At 67.8% G+C, this 13,171-nt stretch carries 16 protein-coding genes; 10 read left to right on the top strand and 6 right to left on the bottom strand.

The window, feature by feature from the left end; translation table 11 throughout:
• The first annotated feature begins 32 nt into the window (after positions 1-32).
• The 3 genes from HALDL1_02255 to HALDL1_02245 are packed head-to-tail and all read left to right on the top strand — an operon-like array spanning position 33 to position 1,382.
• A complete protein-coding gene (locus tag HALDL1_02255; protein ID AHG02580.1) occupies positions 33-593 on the top strand; it encodes a transcription factor in 561 nt (186 codons plus the stop codon).
• A 3-nt stretch (positions 594-596) separates the two neighbouring features.
• Positions 597-965: a hypothetical protein gene (locus HALDL1_02250; GenBank protein ID AHG02579.1), complete on the top strand. Its 369-nt coding sequence runs from the start codon at positions 597-599 to the stop codon at positions 963-965.
• A 60-nt stretch (positions 966-1,025) separates the two neighbouring features.
• Positions 1,026-1,382, top strand: coding sequence for a hypothetical protein (locus tag HALDL1_02245; protein ID AHG02578.1), 357 nt, complete (start codon positions 1,026-1,028; stop codon positions 1,380-1,382).
• Here HALDL1_02245 and HALDL1_02240 read toward each other — a convergent pair whose 3' ends face one another.
• The gene (locus tag HALDL1_02240) at positions 1,383-2,231 is read right to left on the bottom strand and encodes an ATP phosphoribosyltransferase (protein ID AHG02577.1); all 849 of its coding nucleotides are present in this window, start codon (positions 2,229-2,231) and stop codon (positions 1,383-1,385) included.
• A 537-nt stretch (positions 2,232-2,768) separates the two neighbouring features.
• On the opposite strand from HALDL1_02240, the gene HALDL1_02235 reads away from it, so the two are divergent.
• From HALDL1_02235 to HALDL1_02225, 3 genes are all read left to right on the top strand, one after another.
• A complete protein-coding gene (locus tag HALDL1_02235) occupies positions 2,769-4,055 on the top strand; it encodes an S-adenosylhomocysteine deaminase (GenBank protein ID AHG02576.1) in 1,287 nt (428 codons plus the stop codon).
• An 88-nt stretch (positions 4,056-4,143) separates the two neighbouring features.
• The gene (locus HALDL1_02230; GenBank protein AHG02575.1) at positions 4,144-4,827 is read left to right on the top strand and encodes a hypothetical protein; all 684 of its coding nucleotides are present in this window, start codon (positions 4,144-4,146) and stop codon (positions 4,825-4,827) included.
• Between the two features lie 156 nt (positions 4,828-4,983).
• Positions 4,984-6,267: an S-adenosyl-L-homocysteine hydrolase gene (locus HALDL1_02225; protein AHG02574.1), complete on the top strand. Its 1,284-nt coding sequence runs from the start codon at positions 4,984-4,986 to the stop codon at positions 6,265-6,267.
• Between the two features lie 78 nt (positions 6,268-6,345).
• Here HALDL1_02225 and HALDL1_02220 read toward each other — a convergent pair whose 3' ends face one another.
• Complete coding sequence (locus HALDL1_02220) at positions 6,346-7,146, bottom strand: formate transporter (protein ID AHG02573.1); 801 nt, start codon at positions 7,144-7,146, stop codon at positions 6,346-6,348.
• Positions 7,147-7,255: 109 nt separating this feature from the next.
• On the opposite strand from HALDL1_02220, the gene HALDL1_02215 reads away from it, so the two are divergent.
• Entirely contained in the window at positions 7,256-7,681 is a 426-nt protein-coding gene (locus HALDL1_02215) for a nucleoid-structuring protein H-NS (GenBank protein ID AHG02572.1), read from the top strand.
• On the opposite strand, the gene HALDL1_02210 is transcribed toward HALDL1_02215, so the two are convergent.
• Entirely contained in the window at positions 7,641-8,288 is a 648-nt protein-coding gene (locus tag HALDL1_02210; GenBank protein ID AHG02571.1) for a swim zinc finger-containing protein, read from the bottom strand. The genes HALDL1_02215 and HALDL1_02210 overlap by 41 nt on opposite strands.
• 179 nt (positions 8,289-8,467) lie before the next feature.
• Between HALDL1_02210 and HALDL1_02205 the strand changes: the two genes are divergently transcribed.
• The gene (locus HALDL1_02205) at positions 8,468-8,671 is read left to right on the top strand and encodes a hypothetical protein (GenBank protein ID AHG02570.1); all 204 of its coding nucleotides are present in this window, start codon (positions 8,468-8,470) and stop codon (positions 8,669-8,671) included.
• A 39-nt stretch (positions 8,672-8,710) separates the two neighbouring features.
• Here HALDL1_02205 and HALDL1_02200 read toward each other — a convergent pair whose 3' ends face one another.
• Positions 8,711-9,790: a DNA primase gene (locus HALDL1_02200; GenBank protein ID AHG02569.1), complete on the bottom strand. Its 1,080-nt coding sequence runs from the start codon at positions 9,788-9,790 to the stop codon at positions 8,711-8,713.
• Between the two features lie 83 nt (positions 9,791-9,873).
• Here HALDL1_02200 and HALDL1_02195 point away from each other — a divergent pair, with 83 nt between their 5' ends.
• Together HALDL1_02195 and HALDL1_02190 are read left to right on the top strand one after the other, a co-directional pair.
• Positions 9,874-10,500 carry a phosphatidylserine decarboxylase gene (locus HALDL1_02195; protein AHG02568.1) on the top strand — a complete coding sequence of 209 codons (627 nt, stop codon included), beginning with the start codon at positions 9,874-9,876 and terminating at the stop codon, positions 10,498-10,500.
• 30 nt (positions 10,501-10,530) lie between these two features.
• On the top strand, positions 10,531-11,211 hold the full coding sequence (locus tag HALDL1_02190) for a phosphohydrolase (protein AHG02567.1): 681 nt from the start codon (positions 10,531-10,533) through the stop codon (positions 11,209-11,211).
• A gap of 15 nt (positions 11,212-11,226) precedes the next feature.
• On the opposite strand, the gene HALDL1_02185 is transcribed toward HALDL1_02190, so the two are convergent.
• A complete protein-coding gene (locus HALDL1_02185; protein ID AHG05088.1) occupies positions 11,227-11,700 on the bottom strand; it encodes a hypothetical protein in 474 nt (157 codons plus the stop codon).
• A 583-nt stretch (positions 11,701-12,283) separates the two neighbouring features.
• The gene (locus HALDL1_02180; protein AHG02566.1) at positions 12,284-13,027 is read right to left on the bottom strand and encodes a DNA polymerase; all 744 of its coding nucleotides are present in this window, start codon (positions 13,025-13,027) and stop codon (positions 12,284-12,286) included.
• Between the last annotated feature and the right edge of the window lie 144 nt (positions 13,028-13,171).

Raw genomic sequence — 13,171 nt, 5'->3', positions numbered from 1 at the left:
ATAAACCTTAAATACGTCGTTTAAGGCGAACGATGACCGACCCCAAGGAAACCATCAACGTTGAAAACGTGGTCGCCTCGACGGGCATCGGCCAGGAACTCGATCTCCAGAGTGTCGCGATGGACCTCGAGGGCGCCGATTACGACCCCGAGCAGTTCCCCGGCCTCGTCTACCGAACCCAGGAACCGAAGAGCGCCGCGCTCATCTTCCGCTCCGGGAAGATCGTCTGTACCGGCGCGAAGTCGACCGACGACGTCCACGAATCCCTGCGCATCGTCTTCGACAAGCTCCGCGACCTCTCCATCAAGGTCGAGGACGAACCCGAGATCGTCGTCCAGAACATCGTCACGAGCGCCGACCTCGGCCGCCAGCTCAACCTGAACGCCATCGCCATCGGCCTCGGCCTCGAGAACATCGAGTACGAGCCCGAGCAGTTCCCGGGACTGGTCTACCGCCTCGACGAACCCGAGGTCGTCGCGCTGCTGTTCGGCTCCGGGAAGCTCGTCATCACCGGCGGGAAGAAGCCCGAGGACGCCGAACACGCCGTCGACAAGATCGTCTCCCGGCTCGAAGAGCTCGGCCTCCTCGAGTAGGCCGTGGTCCCGCTCGTGGTCCAGCCCAGCCCGGGAACGGTCACCCAGTTCGTCGGCACGTTCCTCGCCGGCTGGCTCCTGTTCAGCTTCACCGCCCACGCGGCGGCGACCTACGTCCTCGGCGAGGTACCCTGGAAGCGCGCGTTCCTCGTCGGCCTCGCGCCCGCGGTCGTCACCGTCGCACTGGTCCGGTACAGCCCGCTGGTCATCGTCGCGGTCGGCCTCACCGCCGACCTCGTCGCCGTCCACGCCGTCTACCGGGTGAAGTACCGGACGGCGCTGCTCGTCGTCGTGATGCACTACGTGGTGTCGCTCGCGCTCGTGCTGCTCGCCGCGAACCTGCTCGCCCTGCTCGGGACCGCCCCCGGGTAGATTCGCAGGCGGGGAGAACGCCCGCCCCCACTTTTTGTCGGACGACCTGTAGGCCAGCGCATGAACGACTACGACCGCCAGGCGCTCCACGGGAGCGCACTCGCCCTGCTGGCCGCCCTCCTCGCCTACGCCGCCTCGTTCGTCGCCCCGCCCAGCCCCGACGTCGCCGCCGTCTTCGGCATCTTCGCCGTCCTCGCCCTCTCGGCGTACTACTTCCTCGACCGGGCCCGCGAACTCGCAGGTGCGTGGGTCGTGCCGACCGTCGCCGCCGTCGTCACGCTCGGCAGTGAGTCGGCCCACGACCAGCAGGTCACCGCGCTCGCGCTCGCGGCGCTCAGCGTCGTCGGCTTCGTCGCCTACCCGCTGCTGGCCTACGCCGCGAAACTCGGCGAGAACGTGCGCGACGAGATCCGGTAGCTACTCGACGAGCCGCTCGATCTCCGTCACGAGGATGCCCGAGGCGCCCTCCGCCTTGAGGTCGTTGACCGCCTCGAAGACGTCCCGCTCCTCGACGACCGCGTGCACCGCGACCATCCCCGGTTCGTCGACGTCGAGCACGGTCGGGCCGCCGAGCCCCGGAATCACGTCCTCGACGGCCGCGAGGTTCTCCTCGGGGGCGTTCAGCATCAGGTAGCGCTTGCCCTCCGCGTCGAGCACCGACCGCAGCGCCGTCACGACCTGCTCGACCTTCGGGTCGTCGACGACGTCCTCGCGGCCGAACAGCCGCACCGAACTCTGGAGCACCTCGTCGACGATGCCGAGCCGGTTCACCCGCAGCGTCGTCCCCGTCGACGTGATGTCCACGATGGCGTCGGCCATCTCGACGTGTGGCGTGAGTTCGGTCGCGCCCGTGACCTCCACGATGTCCGGGTCCACGCCCAACCCCTCGAAGTAGTCCCGCGTCACCCGCGGGAACTCCGTAGCGACGGTCTTCCCGTCCAACTGGCCGGGTTCCGTGATGTCGCCGTCCTCCGGCGCGGCGAGCACCAGCCGACATTTCCCGTAGCCGAGGTCCAGCAGGTCTGCGACGTTGTCGACGCCGGACTCCCGCATCTGGTCGAGGCCCGTGATGCCGAGGTCGGCCGCGCCGTCCGCGACGTACTCGGGAATGTCCGCCGCTCGCGCGTACAGCACGGTGATGTCGGGGTCGACCGTGTCGGCGTACAGCTGTCGGTCCGCGCCGTTCTCGACGCCGATGCCGGCTCTGTCGAGGAGGTCGAGCGTCGGGTCGTGGAGACGGCCCTTGTTGGGCACGGCTATTCGCATGTGAGTCGTCTTGGCGGTCGGAGCGGAACTAGGTTTTCCTTGTGGCAGGACGTGGTTTGGCGGCGTATCTGCGGGAGACAGTAGTTCGACTGACTACGACGCCCAGAAAGCCCCGGCGCGCTCGGCTCGGAGGACTCGCTGCGCGCTTCCTTCACTCGCTGCGCTCGTTCAGTCCAGTGCTTGCGTCGTCCGCCGTCGCCGACCGCGCCGCCCCTTTCAGTCCGCCCGTTGCCGGTTGGCCAGCCGGTAGTGGGTGGGACTGAGCGAACGCTACGCGTTCGCGAGGGTCGGAAGACGAGCGAAGCGAGTCTTCCGGGAATGGAAGGTGCCGCATTCTCGACGAACCCCGACGACGCAAGTACCGCAGGAGTGAGCGCAGCGAACGACGAGGAACGCAGCGAGTCGCGGGAGTCGAGCAGCCGGGGGCTTCCGAGGCGGTGTTGGCGGCAGGGTAATCAGTCGCATCGAGATAGCACACGACAAATCACGAACGCGGAACCCGACAGATTCACACCGGGAAGCGCCGAACCCCGCACCATGACCACACTGCGAGTCGCGGGCGGGCGAGTCCTGCAGCCGGACTTCTCGGTCGCAGAGGGAGACGTACTCGTCGACCAGGACGCGGGCGAGATTCTCGACGTAGGGGTCGTCGCGGAGGGCGACGAACAACTGGACGCCGAGGGCTGTCTCGTGATGCCCGGGCTGGTGAACGCTCACTGCCACGCGGCGATGACGCTGCTGCGGGGGTACGCCGACGACAAACCGCTGGGGGCGTGGCTGCAGGAGGACATCTGGCCGGCGGAGGCCGAACTGGGCGCCGAGGACGTGCGAGCGGGGACAGAGCTCGCGCTCGTCGAGATGCTCAAGTCGGGGACGACGGCGTTCGCGGACATGTACTTCCACGTCCCGGAGGTCGCGGCGGCCGTCGAGACGGCGGGCGTGCGGGCGCGACTCGGCCACGGCGCCGTCACCGTCGGGAAGGACGAGGGAGACGCCGTCGCCGACAACGAGGAGAGCGTCGAGGTGGCGCGGGAGTTCGACGGCGCGGCAGACGGCCGCATCCGCACAGCGTACATGCCCCACAGCCTCACGACCGTCGGCGAGGAGTACCTCCGGGAGTTCGTCGGGCAGGCCCGCGAGGCGGGCGTCCCGGTCCACTTCCACGCGAACGAGACGACCGACGAGGTCGACCCCATCGTCGACGAGCGCGGCGTGCGCCCCCTCGAGTACGCCGACGACGTCGGCCTGCTCGAGCCCGAGGACTTCCTCGCGCACGGGGTCCACACCGACGCCGACGAAATCGAGTTGCTCGCCGAGCGCGGGGCGAGCGTCGTCCACTGCCCGGCGTCGAACATGAAACTCGCGTCCGGGATGGCGCCCGTCCAGGCGATGCGGGACGCCGGTGTGACCGTCGCGCTCGGCACGGACGGCGCGGCGTCGAACAACGACCTCGACCTCTTCGACGAGTTGCGGGACGCCGCGATGCTCGGCAAACTCGCGACCGGTGACGCCGCCGCGGTGCCCGCGGAGGCGGCCGTCGAGATGGCGACCGCAGGTGGAGCGCGAGCGCTCGGGTTCGACAGCGGGCGCATCGAGGCGGGGGCGAACGCGGACCTCGCGGTCGTCGACTTCTCGGCGCCCCACCTCACGCCGGTCCACGACTACGTCTCCCACCTCGCGTACGCCGCGACCGGGAGCGACGTCCGCCACACCGTCTGCGATGGCGAGGTGCTGCTGCGGGACCGCGAGGTGCTGCCCCTCGACGAGGCCGCCGTGCGGGAACGCGCGGCGGCCCGCGCCGCCACCGTCGCCGAGAGAGCGTAGTAGCGGCGCCGAACAGCCGGATTTCTGGCCCTGGCTCCGAATCGGCCAGCAACCTTATACCGGTGCTGCTGGTAACTATCCAGTCGTAATGAGGAAAACAGGGCACACACTACTGGTCGTCGCGCTGGTCGTCGCAGCCGTCGCCGTCGTTCCGGGTGGAGCGATGGCGGCCGACGCACTGGCGGTCAGCGGCGACCAGGCGACGGACGGCACCGTCACGGTGACGGTGACCGAGAACGGGTCCGCGGTGGCGAACGCGTCAGTCACCGTCGAAGCACTGAACAACTCGACGTACGCCGGCAGCGGTGACTACGTCACCGACGAGAACGGCACGGTCGGGCTGGTGGCACCCGAGCAGAACGTCAGCGTCTCGGTGACGGCGTCGGCAAACAACTCGACGGCGTCGACCACGCTCGACCTCGTCGCGCCGACCAACGAGACCGAGGAGAACGACACCGAGGAACTCGACACGTTCGGCGCGCGGGTCTCCGCCTTCGTCGCCTCGCTGCAGGAGGATGGCAACATGAGCGGGCAGACCGTGGCCGCGTTCGTCGTCGACAACAACCCCGGCGCCGACCAGCGCCCGGACCACGTCGACGCGGGCCCGAAGGACGACGATGACGACTCCGACGGAGCCGACGCGAACGGCGAAAACGACGGGCAGGCGAACGGTAACAACGGAAACGGTGGCGGAAACAACGGTAACGGCGGCGGCAACGGTGGCGGCAATGGGAACGGTGGCGGTAACGGCAACGGGAACGGACCGCCGTAGCGTCGCGAGCTTTCTTCGTTGGTAGCTGAGCGGCGGTGCCGGCTCACCCGACCGACCCGACGCGTAGACCAGCGACAGCGTCGCCACCACGGGACGTAATCGGTCGGCGCTGACGGCTTCGGTAGCGTTTTGGGTTCGGTCGCCGTCTCCGTTCGTATGACAACTGCGCCGCCGGTCAGCGAGACCCTCGACGACGTCGAGGTCGCCCGGGAGTCCGGGCGGAAGAAGATCGACTGGGCGTTCGAACACATGCCGATTCTCACCGCGCTCCGCGAGGAGTTCGTCGAGAACCAGCCACTCGCGGGCGAGACGGTCGGGATGGCGCTCCACGTCGAGGCGAAGACCGCCGCGCTCGTGGAGACGATGGCCGACGCCGGCGCCGAGGTCGCCATCACGGGCTGCAACCCGCTGTCGACCCACGACGACGTGAGCGCCGCGCTCGACGCCAACGACGATATCACGAGCTACGCCGTCCACGGCGTCGACGACGGGGCGTACTACGAGGCCATCGACGCGGTCCTCGCCCACGACCCGACCGTCACGGTCGACGACGGCGGCGACCTCGTCTTCCGCGTCCACGAGGAACACCCCGAGCTCATCGACACCATCGTCGGTGGCACCGAGGAGACCACCACGGGCGTCCACCGCCTCCGCTCGATGGACGACGACGGCGCCCTCGACTACCCAGTCTTCGCCGTCAACGACACGCCGATGAAGCAGCTCTTCGACAACGTCCACGGCACGGGCGAGTCCTCCCTGGCCTCCATCGCCATGACGACGAACCTCGCGTGGGCGGGCAAGGACGTCGTCGTCGCGGGTTACGGCCAGTGCGGGAAGGGCGTCGCGAAGAAGGCCGCGGGCCAGAACGCCGACGTCATCGTCACCGAAATCGACCCGCGGCGCGCGCTCGAGGCCCACATGGAGGGCTACGACGTGATGTCGATGGACGAGGCTGCGGAAGTCGGCGACATCTTCGTCACCACCACGGGCAACCGCGACGTCATCGTCGAGGAGCACTTCGATAAAATGGCCGACGGCGCCGTCCTCGCCAACGCCGGCCACTTCGACATCGAGATCGACCTCGACGCGCTGTCGGACATCGCCGACTCGGAGCGTGAGGTCCGCGACGGCGTCCGCGAGTACCGCATGGACGACGGCCGCCGCATCAACGTGCTCGCCGAGGGCCGCCTCGTCAACCTCGCGACGCCCGTCAGCCTCGGCCACCCGGTCGAAGTGATGGACCAGTCGTTCGGCGTGCAGGCGGTCTGCGTGCGCGAACTCGTCGAGAACGGCGGCGACTACGCTGCCGGCGTCCACGAGGTCCCGGACGACCTCGACCGCGAACTCGCGGAGATCAAACTCGACGCCGAGGGCATCGAACTCGACGAACTCACCGACGAGCAGGCCGACTACATGAGCAGCTGGCGGCACGGGACGTAACCACGAGTTCTACTGCTGGCGCGGTCGGCGGGCGGTGCCGGAGACCCCAGGACCGCGCTCGGCCGCCGCGGAGGGCGGTCAGTCGCCACCGCGGACGACGTGGCCGTACTTCAGGAGGGAGACGAACACCACGCCACCGAGCAGGTTCCCCGCCGTCGAGAGTCCGAGGAACCGCGCGTAGCCCGCGGGAGCGACGGCGCCCGAGAACACGCCGAACAGCACCTCCACGCTGCCTGCGACGCAGTGCGGGAGGTGCGCGATGCCGATGGTGGCGGCGACCAGCCAGACGAAGAACGCGCGGCTGATGGTCTCCTGGGCGGCCGCCACCAGCCAGGTCATCAGCCCCATCAGCCAGCCCGCGAGCACGGCGCCGGCGAACAGCGCCACGGGCCCGTGGGCGACCAGCGGCTCGGCGACCGCCTCGAACGCCGCGGCGTCGGCGATGCCGTATCCGGGCGCGATGGCCACAGCGAGCGCCGCGAAGACGACACCCCCGGAGATGTTCGTGGCGAACACGATGCTCCAGAGGCGGGCGAGCGATCGCCAGCTGGCCCGGCCGTCGAGCACCGGGAGGACGGCGAGCGTCGTGTGCTCGGTGAACAGCTCCGAGCGGCCGATGACGACGAAGACGAAGCCGACGGCGTACGCGTTCGCGAGCGCTATCTCGAGCACCGGTTCGCCCCACTCGCCCGCGGCGAGCGCGACCAGCACGGCCATCAACAGCGGCCCGAACCCGATGTCGAGGCCCGCCGAGAGGCCGGAGAGCGCGAGGCCGTCGGCCGGTCGCTCGAGTTCGTTCAGGCCCTCCCGGAGCTCCTGCGTGAGAATCCCGGTGGAGGACGTCTGCTCGCCCGTCGACGCGCCGGAGCCGTCGCCCATGACAGTTCGAATACGGGGCGGGCGTCCAAAAGTTCCCCTGCGCGTGGCGCAAGCCTCCTATCCCCCCGCTGCATATGCCGGTGTATGACTGCGAGCAGGGAGGGCGGCGATGTCTAACTCCAACGAGAAAGGGAACCGGCGGGAGCGCCAGCTGGTGAACGCGCTCGACGAGCGCGGGTTCGCCGTGATGCGGGCGCCGGCCAGCGGCAGCGCGACAGAGCGCGAACTCCCGGACGTGCTCGCGGGCGACAGTGACGTCTTCTACGCCATCGAGGCGAAGTCGAGCGCGGGCGACCCCATCTACCTCACGGGCGAGGAGGTCGAGGCGCTCGTCTACTTCGCGCGGAACTTCGGCGCGAAACCCCGCATCGGCGTGCGCTTCGACCGCGAGGACTGGTACTTCTTCCACCCCGCGGACCTCCACACGACGGACGCCGGCAGCTATCGCGTGAAGAAGGAGAAGGCCCTCGAAGACGGGACGGACATCGAGGAACTCACTGGCGGGCCGGAACGAACTGGTCTCGACGACTACTGAGCCGCTCGGTCGGGCGGCGCAGGCGGCCCCGCGGGAACGAGTAGCGTTTGAGGTCCCGCGGCGAGATGTCCTCGGGCGAGACGCCGCGGTCGAGCGGGTAGAGCACGTCGACGACTCTGTCTTCGGGGTCGTACCCCTGGTTCGAATAGTGCTCGGCGACGGACCAGCCGCGGTCGGCGATGCGGACCTCGCTCGCACGGTCCCCGCTCGACTCGACGACGAGGAGCAGGCTGCCCGTCTCCCGGTCGACGACGGGGTCCCCGGGGGAGAACGTGCAGTCCTCGCAGTACGCGGGGTCGGGCGTGTTCTCGCCCATGAAGAACGTCTGGCGGCAGTCGGCGCAGGTCGCCTCCCGCTGGCCGGGCGCGGGCACACGGTTCTCGGTGACTTCCATCGCGACTCGGCGCAGGTGCTTGCACTGCGTCTGCCGGAACTGGTGGTCGGGGCACGTACAGCGACCGCCGTCGAGGTCGACCTGGTAGACGTTGCCGGAGGGCGTCGCCACCTCGTAGATGCCGCCGCCGACGGCGCGCACGACCATCCGCTCCTCGCGGGCGCGGCGGGCCCGCTCGGCGTTCTGCTGGTCGGTTGGCGTGGCGGATTCCATACCGTAATTCAGGCCCTCGACCACCCTAAACCCCTCAAAAACGCAGTATTCTTGCGTGCGCAGCCCCTCTAGTTGAGGCAGAACGAACCGGCAGTCGGACCCGCTCCGGCGCCCCCTCGCCGCCGGCGGACGGCCGCCGCTTCGAAGCGCTTTTCCCGGGTCCGACGAAAGCGGTGTCCATGTCTGAGTCGCTGGACGCCCGCATCGAGGCGGGAATCGCCATCCTGTCCGCCCTCGTGTTCATCGGCATCCTCCTCGCCGGCGGCACGATGACGTCCGACGAGTTCGGACCGACCGGCGCCTACACCGTCGTCGGCGCCATCGTCGCGTTCATCCTGCTGATGGGCGGTATCGGGTTCTGGCTCTCCACGAAACAGGAGTAGGCGGCGTCTCGCGGTCACGGTCGTGCGGCGGTCCCCCTTCTAGTCGGCCTCTGCGTCCCGGTCTTCGCGTTCGCGCCAGTCCTCCAGGTCCTCGTCGTCCTCGTCGTCGAGTTTCGCCTCGTAGTACGACAGCGGGTGGTTGATGGCGTCGCAGAGGTCGTCGGGGTTGGTACAGTCCCCGTACGCCTTCATCGTCGCACACGACGGCGCCGTGTACTCGGTGGGGCTGGACTCCCCGCGGATGTGGTCGGTCTGGTAGCGCGTCATCTCCTCGCCGAACCCCGGATTGACGGAGTAGATCTCCACGATCTCGTCGGTCGTGAGGCCGACGTTCGCGAGGAACGCGGTGATGGCGAACCGGGAGTGGTGGGCGAGGTGTTCGCCGCGCTGGACCTGGTCGAGGAGGTGTTGCATGCACGGCGGGAACAGTTCCGGGACGACGGTGTCGATCTCCCGCGTGAGGTCCATGTCCGCGAGCACGTCCCGGACGGCCGTCGCGGGCGCCTCCATCGCCTCCTCGATCTCGTCGGGAACGTCCAGCGGGAGGCCCTCGGCCACCCTGTCGCGGACGGCCTGTCGGAGGAGCGTGTCGAGTTCCGGGTCGCTGACGGGGACCCGGCCGTCGTCGAGCGCGCGGTTGACCAGACGCCACCCGTCCTCGCGCAGCGAGGACGCGAGCAGGAGGTACGTCGGCACGTCCACGTCGTAGCCGTCGCCCGTGGCGTGTATGTGGTCCGTGAGGTCGAACTCCCGGAGGAGTTCAGCGCGGGAGACGCTGGCCTCGTCGCCGACGCTCCGAAGTTCCGACTCGTCGGACTCGTCCGTGGTGAATCGTTCGTAGGCCGCCTTCGCCTCCGCGTCGGCGTACTTGCGGACGAGGATGTGTTCGTCCACGACGGAGACGAGGACGCGAGCGACGGGGTAGGAGAGCAGTTCGACGCGGACCGACCGCGCCCGCTCGCCGACCGCGCCGCTGGTGAGCGCGCCGACGACGCGCTCGCGGGCGCGTTCGACGACGGCGTCCTCCTCGGCGACGACCCGGGCGAGGTCGACGCCCGCCTCCTGGACGGCGGTGCGTGCATCCCCGAGGAACGGGTAGCGAGCGTGACGCGCGTTCATCGCTGACACCCTTGCGAGCGAGGCCCGATAAACGCCCCGCTCCCGACCGAAGGGCTATCGGCGCTGGCCGTCGTAGTACAGGTATGTTCGCTCGCGGTTCCTGGATGTGGGTGTACGCGCTCCCGTCGGCAGTCGTCGGCCTCGCGCTCCTCGCCGCGTCGTCGCTGTGGGGCGTGCTCGCGCTGGCCGTCTCCGGGTTCGTGGTCTGGTTCCACCGCGACCCGGAGCGCACGCCGCCACACGAGGGCGTCGTCTCGCCAGCCGATGGGAAGGTGTCCGTGATTCGCGAAGAGGACGGCCGCGTCCGCGTCGGCGTGTTCATGAACGTCACCGACGTGCACGTGAACCGCGCGCCCCTCGACGGCACCGTCGAGAGCGTCACGCACCGCGCGGGCGGCCACCGCCCGGCCTTCGACAAGGACTCCGACCGCAACGAGCGCGTCCGCGTCGACTGCGGCGAGTTCGAGGTGGTGCTCATCGCGGGCGCGTTCGCCCGCCGCATCCACCCCTACGTCGAGGCCGGCGACGAACTCGCTCGCGGCGACCGCATCGGCCACGTCTCCTTCGGCAGTCGCGCGGACGTCCTCCTCCCACGGGAGTACGACCGCGAAGACCTCGTGGTCGAGGAGGGCGACACGGTGCAGGCCGGAGAGACGGTGCTGGCCACCCACACCGGCCGCCCCATCGAGCGGCCCCCACTCGTCGAGTGAGTTTTACGCCGCGTCGCTGAACCTTCCCGCATGACGAGTGACGACTCGCTGTTCGACCGTGTCGCGAGCGAGATGGCCGCCCACCTCGGCGGTGACGCCTCGGGCCACGACCTCCACCACGCGTGGCGCGTCAACCGCGTCGGCACCCGCATCGCCGAGGCGGAGGGCGCTGACCCACGCGTCGTCGGGGGCGCGGCGCTCGTCCACGACCTCCACCGCGTGCGCGGCGACGGCTTCACGCACCCCGAAGAGACGCTCCCGGAAATCCGAGAGATTCTCGCGGACGCCGACGTTCCCCCAGAACTCGTCGACCCGATCTGTCACTGCGTCGCCGTCCACGAGGAGTACAGTTTCGAGGACGACCCGCTGACTGCTGAGACCCTCGAAGCCGAGGTGCTCCAGGACGCGGACAACCTCGACGCCATCGGCGCCGTCGGCGTCGCCCGCGCGTTCCAGTTCGGCGGCGCCCACGGCAACCTCCTCTGGGATCCCGACCGCCCGCTCCCGGACCCCGACGACCCCTACCGGAAGGACGGCCACGACGACCACGACGGCCCGGCGAGCACGTACCACCACTTCCACGCGAAACTCCTGCGCCTCCACGAGAACATGAACACAGAGACGGGGAGGGACATCGCCGCCGAACGCCACGCGTTCCTCGAGGAGTTCGCGGAACGCTTCGAGAAGGAGTGGTACGGGGGGCGTAAGTAGCGGTCTGGGGAGGGACTATTCGAACAGGTTTTCCTGCGAATCCTGCAACCTACTTCGAGCCTTTCGCGGCACCTCAACCACTGCCTTCTCATAATATTGTTCAACAGAGAACTTCACCAACTCTCTACGTGCTTCCTCGGATACCACTTGGTCAACTTCCTCCCAAGGCAACTGCATGAGTTCATCAACGGTCATCTCATTGGCTTCTTCCATCCGGCGGTTCGCCTCTTCTTCAAACCGGTTTAGAATCTGTTCCGCCTCTTCTTGAGAAACATCTACATCCTCAGGTTTAGCCACCTCCCCGATTGCATCCAACACTCTCCCCATTTCTACATCTGTATCCAAATCTAACACCTGAAGCAGGCCGTATTGATGTCGCATTATCCCAGCAACGGATTCCTCATCCTGCTCAGGTTCTGAGAGATGAACAAAATGATACACAAGACCGGCAGCCTTCTGCACATCATTGAAGACGGCCGCGTCAACCATTCGTTTCACCCCTGACGGTGGTGTGGTTACCTCAGCGTCCAAATCGGACGCGACCGGAATCAGTTCCTTCAGCTCACTGGGATCAACTCCAGTCCGCTCTCTAACCCTGAGACGTTGACCAACCGAAATGACATCAGAAAATAGGCCTTGTAAATCACGGTGCCAATTATACACACGCTCTCGTCGAGCCTTGACGTGGTCACGCCACCAATCCCATAATTTTGACAGGCCGAGCGTCGCAGCACTGCCTAAGACTCCGAGAACGGTGATTTGTCTCAGAGTGATTCCAACCGGAAGCGCCATCTAAACCGAGTGTACGGAAACCTGCTAGAAAGTGTTACTCCCTCAAGGCGATATTCACAGAAACGGCGTGCACTTGTTGCAGTAACTGGAGCGAGCATCCGCGGCCCGAGCGGTTCGGAGAACCCGAGGGTCGCGGTTCACTCCGCGAACGAACGCAGTGAGTGAGCGGAGGCCGACGACTGAGCGGAACGAAGTGAAGCGAAGGAGGAGTGCTTTTAGCGTAGCTTTTGCCAGCGAGTGAAGAGCGCGAAGCGCTCGAACGAGCGCAGCAAAAGGTCCGTTAGTCTGATTGAATCCGCGGCGCCAGCATGTACGTCACGTGGCCCTGGGCTTCCGCGATGTCGAAGTGGAGTTTGACGGGGTACTCGTCGCCGAGTTCGAGTTCGACCTCCGCGTCCTTCGGGATGGCCTTGTTCATGTCCTTGAGGTAGTCGAGGCTGAACAGGCTGTGGGCGTCGCCCGCCTCCAGGTCGATGAGCTGGTCGCGGGTGAGTTCGAGGTGGACGTCGTCCGTGTCGCCCGCCGCGTCGACGTAGAACAGTTCGTCGGCGGTGTCGACGCCGAGCGCGATGTGGTCGGAGACCATGTCGGCGGCGCGGACGGCGCGGTCGATGTCTTTGCCCTCGACGACGACGTGCGCGGAGAGGTCGAGGTCCGGGATGTCGGGCTCCTGTCGGATGGAGTCGGGGTCGATGAGCGCGAGCGTGTACTCGAGGCCCTCGATCTGGATGTGGAGCTTGCGGGTCTCCTCGTCGAGTTCGAGCTGGACGAGTTGGCCGGCGTCGGCCATGCCCGCGATGTCTTCGAGTCGGGAGAGGTTGACGCCGATGATGCCGCCGTCGGCCTCGTAGGACTCGAACGCGGCGGCCCCGAGGTCGAGGTCGACCATGCCGACGTTCGCGGGGTCGACGGCGCGGATGGAGATGCCGTCCTCGTCGAGGTGGATCTTGCACTCGTCCACCAGCACGCTCACGGAGTCGAGTGTTTCCCGGAGCGTGTCGGCGCTCACAATCGCCTTGAACATATGGGAACGGCTACGAAATCCGGGAATAAAAAGCCCCACGTTCCGCGTGCGCGCGAGACCGCAGGAGGGCGTTCGCGTCGTCGCGCGCCGAGCGCCCCGAGCGCGAACCGGCCTCGACCGAGGCGCTGACGGTACGCGGCCAGT

The sequence above is a fragment of the Halobacterium sp. DL1 genome (assembly GCA_000230955.3).
Lineage (GTDB): Archaea > Halobacteriota > Halobacteria > Halobacteriales > Halobacteriaceae > Halobacterium.
The sequence above is the reverse complement of the archived record's forward strand: the minus strand, read 5'-3'. Positions and strand labels throughout refer to the sequence as shown.

Coding starts and splice junctions, on each gene's coding strand:
- HALDL1_02255 (AHG02580.1), top strand. CDS start 33: ATGACCGACCCCAAGGAAACCATCAACGTTGAAAACGTGGTCGCCTCG.
- HALDL1_02245 (AHG02578.1), top strand. CDS start 1,026: ATGAACGACTACGACCGCCAGGCGCTCCACGGGAGCGCACTCGCCCTG.
- HALDL1_02240 (AHG02577.1), bottom strand. CDS start 2,231: ATGCGAATAGCCGTGCCCAACAAGGGCCGTCTCCACGACCCGACGCTC.
- HALDL1_02235 (AHG02576.1), top strand. CDS start 2,769: ATGACCACACTGCGAGTCGCGGGCGGGCGAGTCCTGCAGCCGGACTTC.
- HALDL1_02230 (AHG02575.1), top strand. CDS start 4,144: ATGAGGAAAACAGGGCACACACTACTGGTCGTCGCGCTGGTCGTCGCA.
- HALDL1_02225 (AHG02574.1), top strand. CDS start 4,984: ATGACAACTGCGCCGCCGGTCAGCGAGACCCTCGACGACGTCGAGGTC.
- HALDL1_02220 (AHG02573.1), bottom strand. CDS start 7,146: ATGGGCGACGGCTCCGGCGCGTCGACGGGCGAGCAGACGTCCTCCACC.
- HALDL1_02215 (AHG02572.1), top strand. CDS start 7,256: ATGTCTAACTCCAACGAGAAAGGGAACCGGCGGGAGCGCCAGCTGGTG.
- HALDL1_02210 (AHG02571.1), bottom strand. CDS start 8,288: ATGGAATCCGCCACGCCAACCGACCAGCAGAACGCCGAGCGGGCCCGC.
- HALDL1_02205 (AHG02570.1), top strand. CDS start 8,468: ATGTCTGAGTCGCTGGACGCCCGCATCGAGGCGGGAATCGCCATCCTG.
- HALDL1_02200 (AHG02569.1), bottom strand. CDS start 9,790: ATGAACGCGCGTCACGCTCGCTACCCGTTCCTCGGGGATGCACGCACC.
- HALDL1_02195 (AHG02568.1), top strand. CDS start 9,874: ATGTTCGCTCGCGGTTCCTGGATGTGGGTGTACGCGCTCCCGTCGGCA.
- HALDL1_02190 (AHG02567.1), top strand. CDS start 10,531: ATGACGAGTGACGACTCGCTGTTCGACCGTGTCGCGAGCGAGATGGCC.
- HALDL1_02185 (AHG05088.1), bottom strand. CDS start 11,700: ATGGTTGACGCGGCCGTCTTCAATGATGTGCAGAAGGCTGCCGGTCTT.
- HALDL1_02180 (AHG02566.1), bottom strand. CDS start 13,027: ATGTTCAAGGCGATTGTGAGCGCCGACACGCTCCGGGAAACACTCGAC.